The following is a 16319-nucleotide window of genomic DNA, read 5'->3' as shown; positions in this document are numbered from 1 at the left end:
TAACTCATGGTAATACTCTAATTGTTTGGCGACTTTAGAATACCACCAACAGGCAGTTGATCGTCTGTCACCCATTAACCATGAGTGGTGCACTTATTATCTGAATTCGGGAATAGCAAATTTGATGAAATTTGGATTAGATTTAGCAAACGGATTTATCTTCTGAAATCCAATTAGTGCGTTTAACATAACCATTCCCGCGAAGAACATAAATAGTGTCATTAGCGGCGCTGCAATTACCAAAGCAGTCTCTTCTTGAATCATAAAACCTAATAGTAATGATAAACCGCACCACAAAAAGGCTATCTTCATTAGCCATTTTTCAGACAGTTTAATGCAGCGATTCAAATTAAACCTTTCTAGCACAAATTATCCTGTGTTCGCATAACACCCGCATAACGGGCAAAAACACGTAGGCTACAATACCGAGCGAAGCGAAGGGAGCCTACGTGTTTTTGTCCCAAGGAGCGCCAGCGACTGAGTTAATGCGTTTGTTATGTCTCACGCTATTTCAGCGAGACATTTTTCGACAAATTCATCTAGACTTTTTGCATATGCAATACATTCCATTTTTTCATGGCATGCAAAACCTACTGAGAAAGTCTTACCATTTAAATTGATAACAAAGAAGTCACCACAACCATTCTGACCAATTATAAAGTATCTAGCTGGCCAGGCTTCACCAAAATACCCGTTGTGTCTAACGTCATTATTTTCGTAGATAATGACATCTGCATCATTGAGTAACCCGAAGCCTTCAGCTTCAGTTCCAGCTAGCTCCTTTGGGTAATTTAGTAAAACCTGTTTGTAGAATTCAGGAAGTTTTATTTCTGTATTCTTCTCGATCTTTTTAACATCATCCTGATTCATAATCTCCCTCTGAGACATAACGCCCAACTTAGGGGCAATAACACGCAGGCTAAAATTGGAGCGAAGCGACTGAGCCTGCGTGTTATTGTCCCAGTGAGCGCCAGCGAGCGGCTACAGTTGTTTGTTATGCACTTGCGATCTCTCGCTTACCTAAGAAGTATTTTATATATCTTTTACAAATAAACTGAACGCCGAGAAACATAAACAGCAAATCGACTAAAAAAGTAAACCCGATAATGCCTAAAAGCCCTGGCGTTTCAAATCCGGCGGATTTTTGTTGATTTAGGTGATAAAACAAACCGAGAGATTCGCAAATTACTGCCCAAACAGTTAGGTAACCCACAAGCCTTATTTTCTCGTGTTGAATAAATTGGCGACCATAATGTTTTGCGAAATGCCAAGAAACCGGAAGCAATGCAATATATAGAATTAAAACCAACCCCATGACGCCTAAATTTTTATCTGGGAAAAATTGGGCGAATACCGCTCCAAATCCCAACCATATGAAGGGAAGAATTAGTGAATAGATAAATATTTTTGGTTTAGTTGGGTTATTCATGTTTAAAACATCCTTGTTGAGAGTGCATAACACCCCGCTTAGGGGCAAAAACATGCGGGCTATAATAACGAGCGAAGCGAGGACAGCCCACGTGTTTTTGTCCCAGCACGCCCCGCGTGCGTCTACAGCGGTTTGTTATGTGCGTGTAGAAAGATGTTAGTTGCTTTTACTAATTTACTAGTCACCGCCGCCATCCCCACCAGATGAACTTGAAGAATCGCCGTCGTATGTCTGATCATAGTGAGCGCCGCCACTGTTCCCTTTTGTATATCTCTTTGGTTTTGCTCGACCACTGAGCTTTGTAGCCAATAAAGCCACACCGACAATTACCAATATCCAACCAACAAAATTGGCTTGCGTTGAGGTTAAATTGACTACGCCGAATAAGATAAAAGTAAAAGCTAATAAATAAGAGAACATTTCAAATTCCATTTAGCACATAACACCCCGCTTAGGGGCAAAAATACGTGGGCTATAATACCGAGCGAAGCGAGGACAGCCCACGTGTTTTTGTCCCAGCACGCCCCGCGTGCGTCTACAGCGGTTTGTTATGTAACGTCACCGCTAAATCCAAATTTTTTCCTACTTAAAACTAACGATAGTAGAACAACTAATCCGACAAATGTACCAACTGGGAATATGAAGAGTAACAATGCTGAATATATTATTAACACCCAAAATAGCCATCTTGTTCGATAATTTAGACCCACAACAGAAAGTGTTAAAAGGCAAATCGCAACTAACGATAAGAATAATCCTAAGATCGTAGACAAAGCCGCTGATGACATTTCTTCTTTTGATATTTCAGGTTTATTTTCTCCAAACAGCGTTATCTCCTGGAATGAAGAAGACATAATTAAATAAGAGTCAACAATTCCCCAAAGCGGCGCCCAAAAAAGCAATAATCCAAAAATCACCACGTATTTCCCTATAATTTCCTTGCTCACTATCTCTCCTCACTTAGTTACATAACGCCTAAATATGGGGCACAAACAGGCAGGCTATAATGGCGAAGCCGCCTGCCTGTTTGTGTCCCAGCCCGCCTGCGGGCGACATAATTTTTTTGTTAGGCATTTATCACCTCACTAAAAGTGTCGTTGAGCATTTGGTGAAGTGAATCTAGGAATGCTGAATCTAGTGGAAAAACTTCTTGAACCTTTGACCAAAACGGTTCTGAACCGATGAATATTTGCTTACCGATTTCTATTTGAAAAGCAAAATGACCTAGTGAATCTACTGCTTTGATAGCAATAAGAAGTTCACCGGGACTTTCGGAATGTAGCGATACGTTTTTCACCGAAGACGACCTCAGCAATTCTATGTTAGCTAAAAAGGCCTTAAACTCATAACCATCCACCCAAACTTCTTGTGTAAAGCTTGAGGAGGTTGTTGTTAGTGACACCAGCAAATTGCAATCATATATGTAATCGGCAGCGCCTCTACTTTTAAGTGAGAGTTCAACCGAGTCTGTATTACTGAATTTAATCTGCATGTCTTCCCTTGATGCCTAACGCCCCGCTTAGGGGCAAAAATACGTGGGCTACAATATCGAGCGAAGCGAGGACGGCCCACGTGTTTTTGTCCCAGCACGCCCCGCGTGCGTCTACAGCGGTTTGTTATGTACTTTTAGCGATCTGTGCAACGTGCTTTTTAAAAGCGCTCGTAGATTCTGCCAAATCTTCCAAAGACTCTTGAAACAACGGTAACCACTTTTCTCCATCGGGGTTTCCTTGCTTATACTGTAGCTTAAACCCATGTTGAATTTTGCTTGCCTGGTCTAGTGACTTTTCAACTTCTTTAAATGTTGCATTGAGTGCTGGGAAATACATATCCATAATCATTTTGACTCGAATAGGGTCATAGTCGATTTTGGATTCCAATGTTAAGTCTAGAGCTTGATTATATGTGATTTCTCCCTCCATTACGCGACGATATGGGAGAAAATAAATCGTCATCTTATCCATATATTTTGTGGACTCTACATACAATTCTTCCAGCCTTGTCCTGACTAATTCTTCCCGTTTAACTTTTTGGTCATGCTCCAGTTGAATTTTGAGACGTTCGTTATTCCCTTTGTTTGTATACCTTACACCAAGCAAGGTTAATAATGAGGTTAGAAGAGCAACTACAAGTGCCACCCACGCAGTTGCAGGTATTTTCCCAAGTATCTCGATAACCGACTCCACTAGACTTTCCTTAGTACATAACACCCCGCTTAGGGGCAAAAATATGTGGGCTATAATTACGAGCGAAGCGAGGACAGCCCACATGTTTTTGTCCCAGCACGCCCCGCGTGCGTCTACAGCGGTTTGTTATGTGCGTTTATGCCAAGACCCCGTTAAAAACCAGACCAGATACAAACAAATAGAATGCAAATAACCCTGTACCTGTAAACGATAATGCCAGCACACAAAATGAAGCTTGAACAAAAAACACTGAGGGTTTAGCTGATGCGCTCTGCCTATAGGCTTCGATGGCTATGCCTATAGATTCTTTTATAGTTTTGTATTTACCGGTAAACCATGTAACTGCAGGGGCTATACTCGCAAAAACAAGTGCAAATGCGATCTCCATACCACCAAATTGAACCAAGAAAGCGATTTCTGGCAAGAATGCTGCAGCTACTAATACAGAGATACCAATAACAGCGCGTTGTAAGTTTGTTAATTCATCCCATGATTTCATAATATTCCTTTAAGCACATAACAACTTAATAAATTTAAAAATGGCGTAAAAAACTACACCACTATGGTGTGTTTGATTTATCCAACTAACTGTAACGCCATTGGAAATGAAAGTCATGCATTGGTTTGGGGAGAAAATGGGAGGTACTTTTTTGAGACGCCATTTTTTGCCACATTGCGACAGATGGCCCAGGAAAATAAGATTAATTTTGCAGAAAACGAAAAGCCCTGTGAATAGTTTTTCTCATTCACAGGGCTTTTGAATTTCATTCTGTCGTGCAACTTGTAACAGTATACCAGCAAAGTGGTCCGTTACATTTTCATCGCAGCCTTTACTTTATCGCGATGGCTCCGACTGACCTTTAATTCAGTATCGTTTTGCAAAATCAGGTGATATTCACCACTAATGTGACTCACTAGTTTTTTCACAAAACGGATATTGGCGATAGCACTTCTGTGCACGCGAACAAACAATTGAGGGTTTAGCTCTTGCTCAAGCTCTTTCATGGTTTTGCGCATGATGTGCATACCGTCTAACGCGTGCACACACATATAATCACCGGCAGCGTCAATCCACTGAATATCTGAAACAGCTACGCGCGTCACTTCTGACCCATCTTTAATTGCAAGCACATCTGGGTATTTGTTCGTTTCTACCGTTTCCCCGCTCGCCAGCTTACGTAAAATTTCCTCACAATCATCCCCCGTTAACTCGGCAACCAAATTAACTAATTTACGCGACTGCTCGTCCTGATGCTGGTTTGTAAAGTATTCACGAACCTTATCTAACGCATCTTTTAAACGCTCGTCATCTGCAGGCTTGAGTAAGTAATCTAACGCATGCACGTCAAACGCCTTTATTGCATAACTGTCATAAGCCGTCACAAACACGATCATTGGGATCGGTTGCTTTAATTCGCGAAGCTTGTGAATCACTTGAAAGCCATTTAGGCCCGGCATTTGAATGTCGAGAAAAACAAGGTCAGGACGGTGCTGCGAAATCAAGCTTACCGCATCTAACCCATTCTGACATTCAGAAACCACTTCTACATCATCGTGCTTTTCTAAACGAAGACGTAGCCCCTTTCTAGCTAAAGGTTCATCATCAACGATGATGGTTTTGATTTTTTGCAGACCCATGTTCAAACATCCTTTACATCGTAAGGAATACGCACTCTAACGCGCACACCCTGAGGCTGATTGTGTTCAATCGAAAAGGCGAAATTGCGACTATATAACGATTGTAAACGTTCTTTTATATTCACTAAGCCCACACCACCTGGGCGGCTCAGTTGCCCGTCGTGAATATCCGCACCGGGACCATTATCAGCCACGTCGAGCAGTAAATCGTTGCCAAAAGTGCGAGCCGAAATCGAGATACGACCGCCTCGCTCCATTTTGGATATGGCGTGTTTTATCGAGTTTTCAATGATGGGTTGTAAAATCATGCTCGGAACTAATGCGCCCTCACACTCATTATCAATGTCCCAAATCACTTCTAAACGGTCATCGAATCGTACTTTTTCAATTTCTAAATACAAACGTAACGCTTTGATTTCCTGACCTAATGGGACTTTCTTTATCGGGTCGTTATCCAATGAATATCGCAAGAAATCACTTAACCGAGATACCATACCTTCTGCGGTGTCATTTTCTTTCATTAAGATTAGAGTAGAAATCGCGTTCAGGGTGTTAAATAAGAAATGAGGGTTTAGTTGGTACCGCAGCATTTTCAAATGAGCCTGATGCGCCATAGTGCTCGCTTTCAGGGCATTTTGCTTCTCTTTCTGTAGCATTTGGTAGTTTTTAATACCAAAATACAAGCCACTCCAGCATCCCACCATAATCAACGAATTAATAGTGTAAGTGAAATATTTGTACCACTCATCGGGTCGATAACCGTGCTTATATATTTCCCACATATTCACGTTTTTCACCACCGCCCAAACTAGCGCAACCACATAGCAAGCCGTTAACACCGAAATTAACATGTAGATGGGTGACAAGGTACGCGCCCAGCGGTACACATATCGTAGCGGAATGGTTAACAACCAACCGGCATAGGCATTGAGAATAATGATGAATAGGAAAACCGGGCGTACTTCGTGTAAAAACGAACCGATATAATGAACTATGGCAAAGCCTGTCCACCCAGCGGTGTGAAGCACCCAAAATAGTCTTTCTTTGTTGTCGAATAATCGCTGCAAATTGAGCACAAACTAACCGTTGAAAAAGAGTGAATTCTTATTATACGTACAATATTACCACTGAAAGGCACATTAGTCGTAACACATATGCGCCTTATCGCACTGATTTACAAGCCTCAGAGATAAAACACTGACAATGACTGACAAATAACCAAGTTGTCTTTGTAGCGCTATCCTGATCGCTTGAGAACACAGCCAACTTGGCACATTTTACCAGTTAAACATTACTGTACCAAAAGGTGTCTATTCAACAATTCATTGACGACCTCATCCGCGTCAGTAAATTGCAAACCATAATAAACACGCCCTTTGTCTTGCCTATCGTTTCTTACCACGCACTTTATATCTCCGGTTTTACCCGACGTTTCCACAGTAAGTGACAGCTTTTCGCCTTCATTCATCAGTGGAAAGTCAGGTTGAATATCAATGGCTAAACGGCATCCCCCTTGTGACACATCCACGATCAGCCCTTTGGTGTCTAGAATCGTATCTTCTTTTACCGCCCGAACCGTCACAGCAATGCCTGGAATACTGCGTTTTTGTGCGCGTAGCCCCATTGATTGAATGGTTTCAGGGATAGTTGTAAACACCATTTCACTCGGCTTACCAATCACTCGCAACACATTCGCTCTAAAAGCGACCACTTCCCCACTTTGGCCCTCAAGTACGTAGCGCACTACAACCGGTGATTCTGGTAACAGAAACTCTTTCACCAGCCCCCACCGCTGCTGATTTGGAAACTGAAAAATCAAACAATTGGGCAGGTCCATTCCAATAAAGTGGGTTTTAACTCGCTTCGGTGCTGTAGGCGTTGTTAATTGCATATCCACAGAGAGTCCGGGCGTTAACGCTCGCAAAACGTGCAAATCTTGACTACTCAATAATGACTGTTTGGGTTTTTCTTTCATGGGCGGTATATTAGGTTAAAAGCGAATCAATCCAGATTAAATGACGGCATCATTGCCATTCAGCTAAATAGACAGTGCAATTGAATAGATTGCCAATCAAGTCACTGAAACACAATGCAACTTAAGTCTCAGCTTACACAGTGGTTTACGTCGTTTCAGTTATAAATATAACCACTTTTAACCATAAGTGACAAAAATTACGTTATGACACACCCCAATAAATTGGTTTACTCGTTACAAGTCTTATCACGCAGCCAGCACCTGTTCGGTATTAACCTCTCTATTCCAGCCATAGCACAAGCGTCATTAACACTAAGTCTCCCTGCCTGGATTCCAGGTAGTTATATGATCAGGGACTTCGCCAAAAATATTGTATCGTTTGATATTACCGACAACGAGGGCAACTCATTACCGTGGCACAAAGTCGATAAACAAACCTGGTGTATTGAAACCCAAGGGAAAGCCTGCACTGTAGCTTACCAGGTCTATGCCTTTGACTTATCGGTTCGCAGTGCATATCTCAATGATGAATATGGTTTCATTAACGGTACCAGTGCCTTCTTGGGGGTGAAAGGATATGAAACACGCCCTTGTGAAGTCATCATCAAAATGCCAGAAGACGCGCCGACATGGCAACTTGAAACCACGTTATCCAAATCTGAGGAGCAAGCTACAGACTTTGTATTTACTGCGGAAAATTACGATGAATTAATCGACCACCCTATTTTTATGGGTGAATGTATTTCCCACAGTTTTTACGTCGACGGCGTTGAGTTTGTGTTGTTATTTTCTGGCTCATTTAATGTGGATTGTGAAAGGCTTTCGAAAGACTTAACACCAATTTGCCAACATCACTTCGATTTGTTCGAAGGCACTCCGCCCATTAAACGCTATGTATTTATGACTCTCGTTGCGGATAAAGGTTATGGCGGTTTAGAACATCGAAGCTCCACTGCTCTGATGTTCCCACGTTTTGATTTACCGTTAATTGGTGATAATTCACAATTAACCGAAGGGTATGTCAACTTTCTGAGCTTATGCTGTCACGAGCTGTTCCACACATGGCATGTAAAGCGTATCAAGCCTTCAGTAATGGTTACGCCTAACCTTGAAAAAGAGACATATACTGATCAGTTATGGATATACGAAGGTTTTACCAGCTATTACGATGATCTAGCGGTAGCAAGGGCTGGTGCCATTCCCGCTGAGCGTTATTGCCAGATATTGGCCCAGCATTTAACCCGTCTTGAACAAAATACCGGGCGGTTTAAGCAATCTATCAGCGAATCCAGTTTTGACGCGTGGACTCGCTTTTATCAACAAGACGCTAGCGCGGTAAACAACATTGTAAGCTACTACAACAAAGGCGGGATTGTGGCCATGGGCCTCGATTTGTATTTGCGCCAGCAAAGTAACAACCAAGTCACACTAGATAGTGTGATGCGTGTACTTTGGGATGAATATGGCAAAGAGGAAACCGGAACACCAGACACCGTTATCGCAGATATTTGCCGCACTCAATTCAACCTCAACATCGATGACTATTTACAAGCCTATGTATATGGTACGCAAGACGTTCCTCTTACAGAATGGGTTGGTGATATTGGTTTGTCTATTTCTAAACGCACCGCCGTAAACAACAGTGATAAAGGCGGGAAACCGAGCTCCACTATTTCAGCTGTACGTCAGCTTGGAGCCGTCACGAAAAACGCCGAATTCGGCGTGCACATTTTGCAAGTTAGAGAGCATTTAGCGGCTGATCAAGCAGGTCTGCAAGTGAATGACAGAATCATTGGCGTTGATGGTTGGCAAGTCGACGAAGAAAAGCTACAACGTTTACTCAACGTCACGCAAAAAGACACGGTCCGCCTTGTTGTGGCTAGAGATGGCAGAATTTTAACTTTAACGCTGCCTCTTATCGACAGTGCGACTGATCGCATTGTGGTGAGCATCGAAGACGAAAAAAAATTCGCCCAATTTTTAGCACCGAATTGGATGCGATAAGTCGGCTCGAACGACTAGCGAATGAGTTGGTTAATAAGCACCTTATACACATGCTTTTTGCGTTCGGTAACGTGACCCATCGCCATAGTGCCTGCTGTCACTATGGCGAATAACACATAATGGTTAGCGTCGATGTAACTCACAAAAATAAACAAAGGAAAATGAAACAGGTAAATAGCAAATGAATAAGACGCTAGTTTACGTATAGGCCCTTCCGCGGCGCTAAGGAACGGCGCTATTACATGCACAACTTTAAATAACCCCACCAACAATGTAATGAAAAGCGCGGCTATTAAATAGTCACTAACAAATCTCTTGCTATACCTAAGCACGTCATTGGCTTGAGCTTCTGAGGCAAATAATAAGTCAGCGCTTTGTTTTACCAAACCATCATCAATATTGTTCACACGCATAATCGCATAAACAATCAGTGAGCCTGCAACCAATAATATACCGAATAATCTATCTGGCTTTATTTTTTGATGCCGTAAATAAAACCAATACCCAGCTAACCACAATGGCATGAGAATAATTATTTTCAGTCCTGTCACCATTACCAGTAACAACAAAGTAAGGTATTTTTTCAAGCCCTGAAGATAAAATGCTACGCCAAAAATCAAGTAGTAAAAAACTTCATAGCTCAACGACCAATAAGGCCCATTAGTGGGGACACTGCCGACACCGAAACTGGTAAAATTCAGAAAAAACAAGCTATTTAGGGTAATCCACGGCCAGTTACCATTGGCCTTTGCCGCGGCTTCATAATGCTCGCCAAAACACAGAGTCCCCAACCACAACAGCCCGCCAACCAGTATTAACGAAGGAATAGCGACTGAGTACACTCGGGCGCTACGAGCCACAAAATAGGCACGAAAATCAGATGCTTTCGCGTGTGACGCGTAACCAATTACAAAACCAGATAGGATAAAAAAGAAAATAACAGCGTCATGGCCAAATGAAGCATAAGGAGATAAAAGGGGTAAGTCTAACAGCTGCTCACCATGGTGAATAAGTACCGCAATAGCAGCGAAAAATCGCAAAAGGTCCAACAGCAATGACACATCCCTGTTCATCTGCTGCGCTAATTTCTTGGGGGAACCAACAGGGCTGGGTCGAGTCTTTCACCAAACCAATTAATGCGCCAGTCTAGATGGGGGCCTGTCGCTCGTCCAGTAGCACCAATAGCCCCAACGTGCTGCCCCTGCGCTAATACTTGGCCTTCTTCAACATCCACTGCGCTCATATGCAAAAAGGTCGACGAAACCCCTAAGCCATGGTCGATAATCACAGTGCCTCCTGAATAATACAGATCTTTTTCAGCCAAACGAACGATACCCGCAGCAGGAGCGATAACGTCTGTCCCGGTAGGAGCGCCCACATCCACGCCATAATGCGGCCGTTTGGGCTGGCCGTTCAATACGCGTTGGCTACCATACACGCCGGTGATCGGGCCTTCTGCAGGCCAAATAAAAGTCTGCATAAAATAGCCCACATCAGTATTGGGTTGTCGCGCTTTGCGAACCTGTGCAGCATCTTTGCTAATGCGGTCCAATACTGACTGAGGAGGCGATACCATGTTTTGTGCTAAGCCATCAATACGTTGAATATCATAGCTACGCGAATTGAGTATCAGCGCTTGTGAATGGCTATCACCATTTGGCAACTGCCAACTGAGGGTGTGATTTAGCTCTGCGTCACGCCCGAACCCCAAGGCAAACTCACCTTCACTGTTTAGGTTTACAGGCTTACCGTCCAGAGTTAGCACACTTCCAGCCGGTAAACTACCACGCAACAAACTGCCTTGCGTTTTTACACCAATTAACTCGAGTTTTTCAGCACTGTTTGCGAATAACGACAATGCACATAAACCCAGTATTGTGAATCCTTTGGTAAACCTCATTCGCCGTAATCCTATTCCCCGACCATTGCCCCTTTACCTACCCCTTCGTAGGCCAAAATGGTAGTGTTACCTTCCGGTTGACGTTGTTTTTGCTGATCAAAAATAAACTGTGCCAAACACTCTACGGTTGAGTCAGTCGTGATAATCTCACAACGCTTACTCGGCATCACAATTTCAAAATAACCTTGTGTCGATTCGTAAGCAAAGCACACGTAATCATTATAGCTGGGCAGTTTATTTTGAAGGGTCAAGGCGTCGGGAGCAATTTGGTCTTCCAAAGATGCAATATAAATATCTTCCCATCGCTTAGCCCAATATGCTTGGCTTTCAATGTCAGGTTTACCGTCTACCAACACATCAATTTTTGATCGATGGCCATGAGCAATACGCTGGCAGTTACCGTCGTGTTTTTTCAAACCGTGAGTATAGTGATAAAACGGTGTGGTGATCACTTCCGTGCGAAGTTTTAGCTCAATGCCCTCTACGTTTTCAGGCAGATGCGTTGCGATCACTTCTCTCAAATACACACTGACCGAGTCCATAGTAATAATGTCGTCATAAATAAACGCGTACGCGTCAGCCGGGCAACAAAGCTGAATGTTTTCGCCCGAATGTAATGTAAAAGTCACTTCCACCTGCTCGGTGGCTTCATCGTGACGAATATTGGCATTGGCGTGCTCTGCAGGCACACATAGCTTGTGATCCACATAATCGTCGATGAGACGTTTTAGGTTTTTCTTTACCTTACCGAAATCCTGAACCATTGATTCTTCGTTAAGGTCACCGTTTAAGATCACGTCGACAATCCAACTCTCTCCTACCATGCCGCGTTCTGGGCACAAATAAGAAAAATCCATCACGGTTAAATCGTTTACAAAAAGTTGCATGATAGTGTTTGTATTACCTCAAATTCGCAGAGTCTCACTGCTTGCTCTGCTACTTTACGCTTATCAAAACGCAAATTAAAAACGTTTATTTACCACCTGAGTGGTAAAAGTAGATTATTGATTGCGCAACAACTGGTCTTTCAAGTTGGGCGGAATGCCTTTGATCACTAGTGTATCGGTATTTGCGTCATAACTCACTCGATCACCCAGTAATTTTCGCTCAAAACTCAATGAAATACCGCCACCTTGGCCTGAAAACTTTGCCAATTGTCTTAATGCTGCGGGATCAGGCTGAAATTCTTTCTCAATCGGCGCTTCTAAACTCTCAGTAAACGCTGCGAATGTTTGGGTTGCATCAGCGCTTGAGGAGATCTTTTCAGACAACTCTTCTAATTGAATACTTTCGCCGCTATCAATTTTTTCTTTAAAGTACTGCTTAACTTCTTCACGCTGATTTGCTTTTTCTTGAGGATCGAGTTGTTCACTACTTAAATATGTATCTACCGACTGAATCAATTGCTTGTTTTGTTGCTTTACATCTACCAACTCTTCACAGTTCACAAACTGCATAAAGAAATCAGACACTTTTCTGCCCATGCGACCTTTAATAAAGCTCACGTAGCGCTGCTTTTCGGGCTGAATGGTGTACTCAGTTAAGTCTAAACGCACCGCAAGCTGCATTTTCGCTAGGTCCAGATGCTCCCGACTTGTTAGCTCTAACGCCTGATTCACCTCAACATGCTCTTTGGTGTTAAGCAAGGTGACCATCAAGTATTGCGTGGCTAGGGTTTCGTAATGGGTAAAAATCAAGAAGCCTGATTCCACCTGCCCCGTATCCAACAAGGCTTGCAACAAACGCTTTGCACCGGCCAAGGAAAAACTTTGAAATGATTCAGCAATATCCGCTGATTTTTCTTTCACAGCTTGTAGATAGGTCGCTAGATCGTCAACAAAGCTGGTTTCCTCTCCCTCGGCTTGGGAGAAATGCCCTACGCCTTTGCCTGGTTTACTGTTAAAGGTATGGTGTATTTGATGCGCCAAATTCTCGATTTCTGGCGTAACGGCCAAGCACTGCTGGCGCGGCACAAGCTCAAGTTTACCTTCTTGGGTTAAGACAATGCGATGTACTACAAATTGATGGATCAGTGCACTCATAAGATGAAATTTTGTGTCCCGTTTGAAAAAAGCGATAATTCTGGGCAAAGAAACGCCGGATTTTGGAATGAATGATTGTTATCAGTCAAACAACGATTATAATCGGTTTATTGCCAAATCCATTCTTTTTATTAAGAAATATCTACTAGAGGCGTAACAATGCCCCAACAAAGTCGTTACAGTGACACAGAATTCGAAACGTTAATGAATCAAATTATTCTGACCTTGGAAAGTCATGGCGCAGATCGTGACTTGTCACTGATGGTTTTAGGAAATGTTATCACACATATCTTCGAACAACAGGTGCCTTCATCACAACGCAAAGAAATGGCTGAAAAATACGCCAATGTGCTGGTTAAAAGCATTAAAGGTTAAACCGCATACATTATGATTTTAGCTGAATCCCCCCGCCGACAACGTGTTACGAAATTACTGAACTGGGGCCATTGGTTTGCTTTGGCGAATATTGTGATCGCCATGGTGATCGCATCCATTTTCGTGTTTTCTTCGCCCATGCCGGGGTCGGTGTTGGGTACGTTTTATTTGCTCGCCAATTGGTTTGGTCATATCGGTTTTATGACCTTCTTTGGTTTCGTCATATTTATATTACCTCTGTGTTATTTGGCGGTGGCCCCCAAAACCATTAAAGCCAGTGCATCGGTAATTGCTGCGGTAGGCTTGGCCCTACTGGCCTTTGACGCCCTGTTGTATAACAAAACCGGTTTTCATATCAGCACGAAATCGGCTGATTTGCTGCGCAATGAAGCACATACGCAAATCAACCAGTTCAGTTGGCAACAATGGGGCTTCTTGCTGTTGTTGTTTTTAGTGTGGTTGAGTTTTCAGCTGATCTTAGCCAACGCAATTTGGAAACGTATCGAACGTTTACAGCAACGCAAAGTGGCGATGCCGCTAATCAGCTTTTTTGTAGTGTGCTTTGTATCGAGCCACGCGATACACGTTTGGGCTGATGCTGCGTTGTACCAACCCATTATCAAGCAAGACAACATGTTTCCTTTGTCTTACCCGGCAACAGCGAAAACCACCATGTCTCGTTATGGCTTACTGGATTTAGCTCGTTACCAACAGCGTAAACAGCTTCAGTTCGACCCTGATATTCATAGCATCGCCTACCCCGCAAATCCTATTTATTGTGCGGTTGATCAAACCCAGAAAGTGATAGTGATTATGCAAACAGACGCAACGCCTTTGGAAGGGATCGATAGTCTCGATTTGCGCAAGATGGATAATTATTTTTCAACGGCGACCACAAAAGGCGGGCTAGTCACCGCAACATTATTTGGTGTGCCAGAAATATATCGCGAAAGCTTGAAGCAAGAACCCCCGGTATTGCTGGCGCTAGCTAAAGGCGCGGGAATGGACGTGGCGCTTTATAACGAAACATCCTTTAACCACAGTGTGCTTTCACAATATCAAACAAGCGACGCGGTTGGTCATGATATTCTCATTGCGTTTCTCTCTGGCGACACCATTAATCAGTGGCTTACCCGAGGCGATCTAGCGCAGTCCGACTTGATTATCGCCACTGGCTACGAAGCTGACAAAGGTATTCGCAAAGGAACGCTGTACACTAATTTGCCGATCACCTCACCGATTGCAAGTACAGAAGATATTGTACCCACTGTGATGCATTCTCTTGGCTGTACAGCGCCAACCGCGTTTTATTCGACCGGGCAAAACTTGATGAACCCGAAACGCAACTGGTGGGTTAGCACATCGGGTGAGCGAATTGTGGTGTTGCATAACAATCAGTTGACTGAGGTACTCAGCAACGGCAGTTATGAAATTACCGATATTAACGACAATACTCGCAGTAACGAAAACCTCAATACCGACTTATTAAGTCAAGCCATCATGCACCTTACGCGGTTTTCAAAACAACAGTAACTTGACCAACGGGCGCTAAAAGCGCCCGTTTTTACTGTGTATTACAGCGTCAACTTAAACGATTTACATCACTTTCTTGCTTATCTTATAAATCAACGCGTAATCGTCTATTGTGTGCAAAAAAAATCACGCTACAATACCAACATTGAGATGTTATAACATTTGTTAAAGGTGGTTATGCGACATAGTTTTTTTCTCACACTGCTATTTATTAATACATTGGTTTTTTCTACATGGGCAAGTGCAAGCCCTAATACAGTATTCGAATTTGCGGGTAATACTATACAACCCGGTTCACGGGCAGACGTTACATTGCCAATTCCCGCAGGTAATGATGACCCTGCTACCTATATTCCTGTCACCATTATTAATGGTAAACAGAGTGGACCTGTTGTCGCCGCTGTTGCCGGGGTTCACGGGTATGAATATGCATCCATTCTTGCAGTAGCAGAATGGGTAGAAACAATAGACACATCAACACTAAAAGGTACGATAATCGCCGTGCGAGCGGCCCACGTGTCCGCGTTTGAAGCACGAGTGCCTTACGTCAATCCGTACGATCGTAAAAATCTCAACCGCAGTTTCCCTGGCAAACCAAACGGCACACAAACTGAGCGTATTGCATGGGCTATTTCACAACACGTTGTAGCCCCCGCCGACCTACTGTTAGATTTACACAGTGGTGATGGCGCAGAGTGGCTGGCACCTTTTGTTGGTGCCTATGGTGGCCCTCTGTCCAGTGATTACCCGTTGTCTCTCGCTGTCGCAAAAAACTTTGGCTTTCCCAACGTAATAACGTACGAAATGCACACTCAGGAACAAGTGGACAAGGGGCGTTCACTTAATCGCCAAGGTGTCGCGGCTAAGGTGCCAACCGTATTGGTTGAAATTGGTGAAAATGGCAAACGTGACCGTGCCGACATCGATAAAATGAAATTCGGTTTGCAGCAAACCTTAGCCACGCTCGCCATGACAAACAGTTCGGTTAAGCCTCACCAGCCTGAGCGTGAATTTACGCAAGCATATTACCCTTCAGTGAAACACTCAGGAATTTGGCATCCAACCAAAGTACACGGTGGCTACGTAGCCAAAGGCGAAGTATTAGGTGAAGTAAAAGACTATTTTGGTAACACATTAGAAACGGTTATCGCGCCGGAGGCGGGTTTCGCTCTTTACGGATTGGCAGGACCACCTATCCGCGCGGGTGAAAGCGTGATGACAATCGCGGTAGAATAAT

18 protein-coding genes are annotated in these 16319 nt (G+C 43.3%); 4 read left to right on the top strand and 14 right to left on the bottom strand.

Annotation, left to right across the window (positions count from 1 at the left end; all coding sequences use genetic code 11):
* Positions 1-501: 501 nt before the first annotated feature.
* From ACXAH6_RS13970 to ACXAH6_RS13925, 10 genes are all read right to left on the bottom strand, one after another.
* Positions 502-870: an SMI1/KNR4 family protein gene (locus ACXAH6_RS13970; protein ID WP_474877770.1), complete on the bottom strand. Its 369-nt coding sequence runs from the start codon at positions 868-870 to the stop codon at positions 502-504.
* 124 nt (positions 871-994) lie between these two features.
* A complete protein-coding gene (locus ACXAH6_RS13965) occupies positions 995-1429 on the bottom strand; it encodes a hypothetical protein (RefSeq protein ID WP_474877768.1) in 435 nt (144 codons plus the stop codon).
* 177 nt (positions 1430-1606) lie between these two features.
* Entirely contained in the window at positions 1607-1861 is a 255-nt protein-coding gene (locus ACXAH6_RS13960) for a hypothetical protein (protein WP_474877767.1), read from the bottom strand.
* A gap of 116 nt (positions 1862-1977) precedes the next feature.
* Complete coding sequence (locus tag ACXAH6_RS13955) at positions 1978-2376, bottom strand: hypothetical protein (RefSeq protein ID WP_474877766.1); 399 nt, start codon at positions 2374-2376, stop codon at positions 1978-1980.
* Positions 2377-2495: 119 nt separating this feature from the next.
* The gene (locus ACXAH6_RS13950) at positions 2496-2921 is read right to left on the bottom strand and encodes a hypothetical protein (protein ID WP_474877764.1); all 426 of its coding nucleotides are present in this window, start codon (positions 2919-2921) and stop codon (positions 2496-2498) included.
* A 124-nt stretch (positions 2922-3045) separates the two neighbouring features.
* On the bottom strand, positions 3046-3615 hold the full coding sequence (locus tag ACXAH6_RS13945) for a hypothetical protein (RefSeq protein ID WP_474877762.1): 570 nt from the start codon (positions 3613-3615) through the stop codon (positions 3046-3048).
* Positions 3616-3751: 136 nt separating this feature from the next.
* Positions 3752-4114: a hypothetical protein gene (locus ACXAH6_RS13940; RefSeq protein WP_474877761.1), complete on the bottom strand. Its 363-nt coding sequence runs from the start codon at positions 4112-4114 to the stop codon at positions 3752-3754.
* Positions 4115-4425: 311 nt separating this feature from the next.
* Positions 4426-5253, bottom strand: a complete 828-nt coding sequence (locus tag ACXAH6_RS13935) for a LytR/AlgR family response regulator transcription factor (protein WP_474877759.1) — start codon at positions 5251-5253, stop codon at positions 4426-4428.
* Between the two features lie 2 nt (positions 5254-5255).
* Positions 5256-6329 carry a sensor histidine kinase gene (locus ACXAH6_RS13930; protein WP_474877758.1) on the bottom strand — a complete coding sequence of 358 codons (1074 nt, stop codon included), beginning with the start codon at positions 6327-6329 and terminating at the stop codon, positions 5256-5258.
* 215 nt (positions 6330-6544) lie between these two features.
* Positions 6545-7228: a PilZ domain-containing protein gene (locus ACXAH6_RS13925; protein ID WP_474877756.1), complete on the bottom strand. Its 684-nt coding sequence runs from the start codon at positions 7226-7228 to the stop codon at positions 6545-6547.
* A 204-nt stretch (positions 7229-7432) separates the two neighbouring features.
* On the opposite strand from ACXAH6_RS13925, the gene ACXAH6_RS13920 reads away from it, so the two are divergent.
* Positions 7433-9232, top strand: a complete 1800-nt coding sequence (locus ACXAH6_RS13920; RefSeq protein WP_474877754.1) for a M61 family metallopeptidase — start codon at positions 7433-7435, stop codon at positions 9230-9232.
* Positions 9233-9246: 14 nt separating this feature from the next.
* Here the strand turns inward: ACXAH6_RS13920 and ACXAH6_RS13915 are convergent, their stop codons facing one another.
* The 4 genes from ACXAH6_RS13915 to yejK all read right to left on the bottom strand — a co-directional run bounded on the left by ACXAH6_RS13915 (position 9247) and on the right by yejK (position 13174).
* Positions 9247-10293, bottom strand: a complete 1047-nt coding sequence (locus tag ACXAH6_RS13915) for an acyltransferase family protein (RefSeq protein ID WP_474877753.1) — start codon at positions 10291-10293, stop codon at positions 9247-9249.
* Positions 10294-10313: 20 nt separating this feature from the next.
* Complete coding sequence (locus ACXAH6_RS13910) at positions 10314-11132, bottom strand: M23 family metallopeptidase (protein WP_474877751.1); 819 nt, start codon at positions 11130-11132, stop codon at positions 10314-10316.
* A gap of 11 nt (positions 11133-11143) precedes the next feature.
* The gene (locus ACXAH6_RS13905; protein WP_474877750.1) at positions 11144-12019 is read right to left on the bottom strand and encodes a 6-carboxytetrahydropterin synthase; all 876 of its coding nucleotides are present in this window, start codon (positions 12017-12019) and stop codon (positions 11144-11146) included.
* Between the two features lie 114 nt (positions 12020-12133).
* On the bottom strand, positions 12134-13174 hold the full coding sequence (gene yejK, locus ACXAH6_RS13900; RefSeq protein WP_474877747.1) for a nucleoid-associated protein YejK: 1041 nt from the start codon (positions 13172-13174) through the stop codon (positions 12134-12136).
* A gap of 159 nt (positions 13175-13333) precedes the next feature.
* Between yejK and ACXAH6_RS13895 the strand changes: the two genes are divergently transcribed.
* The 3 genes from ACXAH6_RS13895 to ACXAH6_RS13885 all read left to right on the top strand — a co-directional run bounded on the left by ACXAH6_RS13895 (position 13334) and on the right by ACXAH6_RS13885 (position 16318).
* A complete protein-coding gene (locus tag ACXAH6_RS13895) occupies positions 13334-13549 on the top strand; it encodes a YejL family protein (protein WP_474877745.1) in 216 nt (71 codons plus the stop codon).
* Positions 13550-13561: 12 nt separating this feature from the next.
* A complete protein-coding gene (locus tag ACXAH6_RS13890) occupies positions 13562-15082 on the top strand; it encodes a DUF3413 domain-containing protein (RefSeq protein WP_474877744.1) in 1521 nt (506 codons plus the stop codon).
* A 177-nt stretch (positions 15083-15259) separates the two neighbouring features.
* A complete protein-coding gene (locus ACXAH6_RS13885; protein ID WP_474877742.1) occupies positions 15260-16318 on the top strand; it encodes a succinylglutamate desuccinylase/aspartoacylase family protein in 1059 nt (352 codons plus the stop codon).
* Position 16319 lies beyond the last annotated feature (1 nt).

It is taken from the genome of Alteromonas sp. ABE4_545 (assembly GCF_056161325.1).
This window is presented reverse-complemented; position numbering and strand designations above follow the sequence as displayed.

Coding starts and splice junctions, on each gene's coding strand:
- ACXAH6_RS13885 (WP_474877742.1), top strand. CDS start 15,260: ATGCGACATAGTTTTTTTCTCACACTGCTATTTATTAATACATTGGTT.
- ACXAH6_RS13895 (WP_474877745.1), top strand. CDS start 13,334: ATGCCCCAACAAAGTCGTTACAGTGACACAGAATTCGAAACGTTAATG.
- ACXAH6_RS13960 (WP_474877767.1), bottom strand. CDS start 1,861: ATGGAATTTGAAATGTTCTCTTATTTATTAGCTTTTACTTTTATCTTA.
- ACXAH6_RS13905 (WP_474877750.1), bottom strand. CDS start 12,019: ATGCAACTTTTTGTAAACGATTTAACCGTGATGGATTTTTCTTATTTG.
- ACXAH6_RS13935 (WP_474877759.1), bottom strand. CDS start 5,253: ATGGGTCTGCAAAAAATCAAAACCATCATCGTTGATGATGAACCTTTA.
- ACXAH6_RS13890 (WP_474877744.1), top strand. CDS start 13,562: ATGATTTTAGCTGAATCCCCCCGCCGACAACGTGTTACGAAATTACTG.
- ACXAH6_RS13965 (WP_474877768.1), bottom strand. CDS start 1,429: ATGAATAACCCAACTAAACCAAAAATATTTATCTATTCACTAATTCTT.
- ACXAH6_RS13910 (WP_474877751.1), bottom strand. CDS start 11,132: ATGAGGTTTACCAAAGGATTCACAATACTGGGTTTATGTGCATTGTCG.
- ACXAH6_RS13950 (WP_474877764.1), bottom strand. CDS start 2,921: ATGCAGATTAAATTCAGTAATACAGACTCGGTTGAACTCTCACTTAAA.
- ACXAH6_RS13925 (WP_474877756.1), bottom strand. CDS start 7,228: ATGAAAGAAAAACCCAAACAGTCATTATTGAGTAGTCAAGATTTGCAC.
- ACXAH6_RS13940 (WP_474877761.1), bottom strand. CDS start 4,114: ATGAAATCATGGGATGAATTAACAAACTTACAACGCGCTGTTATTGGT.
- ACXAH6_RS13970 (WP_474877770.1), bottom strand. CDS start 870: ATGAATCAGGATGATGTTAAAAAGATCGAGAAGAATACAGAAATAAAA.
- yejK (WP_474877747.1), bottom strand. CDS start 13,174: ATGAGTGCACTGATCCATCAATTTGTAGTACATCGCATTGTCTTAACC.
- ACXAH6_RS13920 (WP_474877754.1), top strand. CDS start 7,433: ATGACACACCCCAATAAATTGGTTTACTCGTTACAAGTCTTATCACGC.